The organism is Burkholderia sp. ABCPW 11, assembly GCF_001523445.1.
In the GTDB taxonomy this organism is placed as follows: Bacteria; Pseudomonadota; Gammaproteobacteria; order Burkholderiales; family Burkholderiaceae; genus Burkholderia.
The window spans coordinates 1-587 of record NZ_LOVM01000043.1; the positions used below are offsets into that span (position 1 = coordinate 1).

The 587-nt window shown below is 65.4% G+C and carries 1 protein-coding gene; it reads right to left on the reverse strand.

Annotation, left to right across the window (positions count from 1 at the left end):
• Window positions 1-587, reverse strand: a 587-nt coding sequence (locus WS61_RS18250; protein WP_059502133.1) for a 3-hydroxybutyrate dehydrogenase, incomplete at both ends; no start/stop codon positions are given.

The window sequence follows — 587 nt, forward strand, 5'->3', positions numbered from 1 at the left end:
TGCTCCGGAATCTGCTTGTCGACCAGCGGCGTGCGCACGAAGCCCGGACACACGACGTGCGAGCGCACGTTGTGCTTCGCGCCTTCCTTCGCCAGCACGCGCGCCAGGCCGAGCAGCCCGTGCTTGGCCGTCACGTACGCCGACTTCAGCGGCGACGCTTCGTGCGAATGCACCGAACCCATGTAGATCACGACGCCGCCGCGATCGTCCTTGTACATGTGCTTGAGCGCGGCCTTCGTCGTCAGGAACGCGCCGTCCACGTGGATCGCCTGCATTTTCTTCCAGTCGGAGAACGAATAGTTCTCGATCGGGTTGACGATCTGGATACCGGCGTTCGACACGAGGATGTCGATCGAGCCGAACGCTTCGGCCACCTTGTCGATGCCGGTGTTCACGGCTTCCTCGCTGGTCACGTCCATCGCGACGCCGATCGCCTTGCCGCCCGCCTTGTTGATCTCGTCGGCGACCGCGTTCGCGCCGTCCTGGTTCAGGTCGGCGATTGCGACGGCCGCGCCTGCCTTGGCCAGCTCCAGCGCGATTTCCTTGCCGATGCCGCTCGCGGCGCCCGTGACGACTGCGGTCTTGCC